The organism is uncultured Butyricimonas sp. (assembly GCF_959596855.1).
Taxonomy (GTDB): domain Bacteria; phylum Bacteroidota; class Bacteroidia; order Bacteroidales; family Marinifilaceae; genus Butyricimonas; species Butyricimonas muris.
In genome coordinates this window covers 1-2,998 of record NZ_CAUFYA010000102.1, presented here as the reverse complement: position 1 = coordinate 2,998, position 2,998 = coordinate 1, and the positions used below count along the sequence as shown (strand labels likewise).

5 protein-coding genes are annotated in these 2,998 nt (G+C 41.0%); 2 read left to right on the top strand and 3 right to left on the bottom strand.

Annotated features, from left to right (window positions below; genetic code table 11):
• Window positions 1-104: 104 nt before the first annotated feature.
• The gene (locus Q5866_RS21005) at window positions 105-251 is read right to left on the bottom strand and encodes a hypothetical protein (RefSeq protein WP_177702050.1); all 147 of its coding nucleotides are present in this window, start codon (window positions 249-251) and stop codon (window positions 105-107) included.
• A 170-nt stretch (window positions 252-421) separates the two neighbouring features.
• On the opposite strand from Q5866_RS21005, the gene Q5866_RS21000 reads away from it, so the two are divergent.
• Both Q5866_RS21000 and Q5866_RS20995 read left to right on the top strand, forming a co-directional pair.
• Entirely contained in the window at window positions 422-1,570 is a 1,149-nt protein-coding gene (locus tag Q5866_RS21000) for an ATP/GTP-binding protein (protein WP_303182341.1), read from the top strand.
• Window positions 1,567-2,097 carry a GNAT family acetyltransferase gene (locus Q5866_RS20995; RefSeq protein ID WP_177702048.1) on the top strand — a complete coding sequence of 177 codons (531 nt, stop codon included), beginning with the start codon at window positions 1,567-1,569 and terminating at the stop codon, window positions 2,095-2,097. Before Q5866_RS21000 ends, Q5866_RS20995 begins: the two co-directional genes overlap by 4 nt.
• Before the next feature lie 47 nt (window positions 2,098-2,144).
• On the opposite strand, the gene Q5866_RS20990 is transcribed toward Q5866_RS20995, so the two are convergent.
• Both Q5866_RS20990 and Q5866_RS20985 read right to left on the bottom strand, forming a co-directional pair.
• Complete coding sequence (locus Q5866_RS20990; protein WP_177702211.1) at window positions 2,145-2,459, bottom strand: hypothetical protein; 315 nt, start codon at window positions 2,457-2,459, stop codon at window positions 2,145-2,147.
• Window positions 2,460-2,612: 153 nt separating this feature from the next.
• Entirely contained in the window at window positions 2,613-2,846 is a 234-nt protein-coding gene (locus Q5866_RS20985; RefSeq protein ID WP_177702213.1) for a hypothetical protein, read from the bottom strand.
• Window positions 2,847-2,998 lie beyond the last annotated feature (152 nt).

Sequence of the window (2,998 nt, the reverse complement as noted above, 5' to 3'; positions counted from 1 at the left end):
ACCCTTGCGACCAGAACAAATTGCCCTTTTCAAGGTTTTCCATAACCTTGTCCACGAGTTGCTTTCGCTGCGGCGTTAATTTTTCATACGCCGAATTTCTTTCTTCATTCTCCAAAGACAACTTTCACCTCCTCTACCGCCACGGGTTCGCCGTTTTCATACCCCTCGTCGTCGAAATCCAACATTTCGTCTATCGTATACCCTTTCGGAATTACGATAACGGGAGTATCTCGTATACTCTTTTTCTTCATTTTTTACCTCCTGAAAAAAAATTTTTTGTGTTTACTATTTCAAAAGTCCCTCAACTCACTCTATCCTCGTTCGATTTTGTCGAAATTTCTGTTTTATTTTCTTATAAAATCGCCTCAAAAATATTTTTCATAAAATCTCAAACAAAATACTTGTTTATTTTCGTTTTATCGTGTATAATATAAGCACGGAGGTAAAGAACATGAAATTGCTTTACGTCAAAGCCTCGGGCTTCAAAAACATTCAAAACGATTGCGTACTCGACTTCACAGCCAAATCCAAGAAAACAACCGAAGATAAAGAATACGAGCTTCAGGAAATCGCAGACGGCTTATTCGTATATAACACCGTCGCGTTTATCGGAAAAAACGCTTCCGGTAAAACTTCTTTCCTTGATCTTCTCGATTGCGCTTATTCCATACTCGGCAACTTTTCGCTCGAAGATAAAAATTATTCTTATGACGGAATTCACTTAACCCTGTTTTTCTATCACGAAGGGAAAATCTATAAGTATTCCACCGATATTTCGTCATCGCAAACCTTAAACGATAAGGCGACGTTTTCTAATCAGCAACTTCTCGAAAAGGTCTACTATAAGTCCAAAGCGAAAACGATTTTCTCAGACGACGATTTTGTCCCAGTCGAGAATATCGGCATTTTGCCAGAAGATACGTCTATCGTGTTTTTCGTATTAAAGAAGAAAGAAACACGAGCCGTATATTTTAATTCGGACGGCGAAGGCGCAAACACCTATCGCTTAATGTTCAATGCGCTGAAACTGTATAAGTTGTCCCCTTCCGTTTTAGCAAAAGTTTTGCACTTATTCGACGAAAACGTAAAAGGTCTCACGATGCTCGACGAACACAATTACGAACTTTCTCTTGCCTCGGGCAAAAAGATTGTTTCGAATAAGGAACTCGTCCACTTTTTATCGAGCGGCACAACCAAAGGATTACTTCTTTACGTTACCGTCATCGCATCGCTTAAATACGGATTCGACCTTATCATCGATGAAATAGAAAACCATTTCCACAAAACGCTCGTCGAAAATATCATCAATCTGTATAAGGATAAATCTGTCAACAAGTTCAACGCCACGCTCTATTTCTCCACACATTATTGCGAACTGCTCGATTTGTTCAATCGTCAGGACAATATCTGGGTTTGCCGTGCGAATAAAAAAATCGTTGCCGAGAATATGTACGAGAACTTCGATATCCGCGTAGAACTTTCAAAGAGCCGTCAGTTTTATAACGACGCATTTAAGACTTCCGTCAACTACGACGACCTTATGAACATTAAGAAGGAGTTTTTGAAATGAAAATCCTTATAATGTGCGAAGGTCCGAACGAACTGAAAATCATAAATCTTTTGCTCGATAACGGCAAATTGAAGTTCACACGCGACGATTTGCTCGATATGCGCCCCTTTCACGCTCGCCAGCTCACCTCGCCGCAATTAAAACCCGCGCTTGACGCATATCACGGCGAGATTGCGATTTATCGGATCGGGGACAAAATGACGGACTCATTGAAAATCCCCAAGGAATTGCTTTTATCCATCAAATCCCAAGCGAAATTCTGCACGAAGCCGGAACTTGAAATGTTGCTTATCATTGCGGAGAACAAAGTATCCGAATTTGAAAAAGTTAAGGCTAAGAAAAAGCCAAAAGACTTCTGCAAACAAAACGTCGTATATAATCGCAAGAAATACGACAATTCCACTGCGTTTTACGAAGAGTATTTTCAAGACCGCATAGACCTTTTAACTTCCGCTATTACTGAATACCATCGCACCCACGGAAAGCACAAATCCGACGAAGGATATTTGTTCGACTTATTGAAATAGTTTTGCTTTTGGCTACGGCTACTCGCCGTAGCCTTTTTCTATACTCTTTATCTCTTTCCGTTGCCGCCGTTGTTTTTCGGAATAGTCGGCGTATAGGTCGATTTAACGGGTATTTCGCGCAATGCCTTGATTGCCGTTCCCTCGTAATAGTCCGGCGATTTATTCGGTCTGAATAAGCCACTCGTTGCAAAGATACGAAGCATTTGCTCTTTATCCCCGTTACACCAATAGTGTATAAAATCCACAGGGATACACCCCATTGTTTCCGCGTTTTTCTTGTTCAGCCGTTTCAGTATTTCCACATCGACTATCTTGTTCAGATACAATCGACGAATGACAGCGACCGACGCAAGATATATCATTTCGTTTTTCTGTCTTTCTTCCGCGCTTACCGTAAAGTCCTCCTTTTCGATGAAGCGCAGAGAAAGTTATTTAGTTGTCAGAAGGCATAGTCACTTACGCTTCATCAATTAAAATTGATTCTTTGTTCGTGTCTATGCCTTCCGCATACACAATTAAGTTGTGGTTTCCGTTTCCTTTCTAATCTGTTCTTTCAGGGCTTCATATCCTGCGAAAATCAACTGCACTTTCGTAATATGGTATTTCGCCAAAAACTCGTTGATTTCCTCGAACAGATCTCTCGGTATCATCGTACCGAAGTTTCCGCTCGCCTGCTTACGTTTTTCTTTATTGCGTTCTTCGTAGTTTCTGCGCGCCGTTCTTCTCGGCGTTGTTTCTTTTTTATCCATACTTGACTCCTTAGCCCTGCGAGGTGATGGCGCAAATCAAAACGCCGATTATGTTCATTACGAAATGTCCGATGATAAGTGCGCCTGCAAGCGTATATCTTCCGACTGTACCTACAACTTTTCCCGCAACTCTTAATGCTTTCATAGTTATC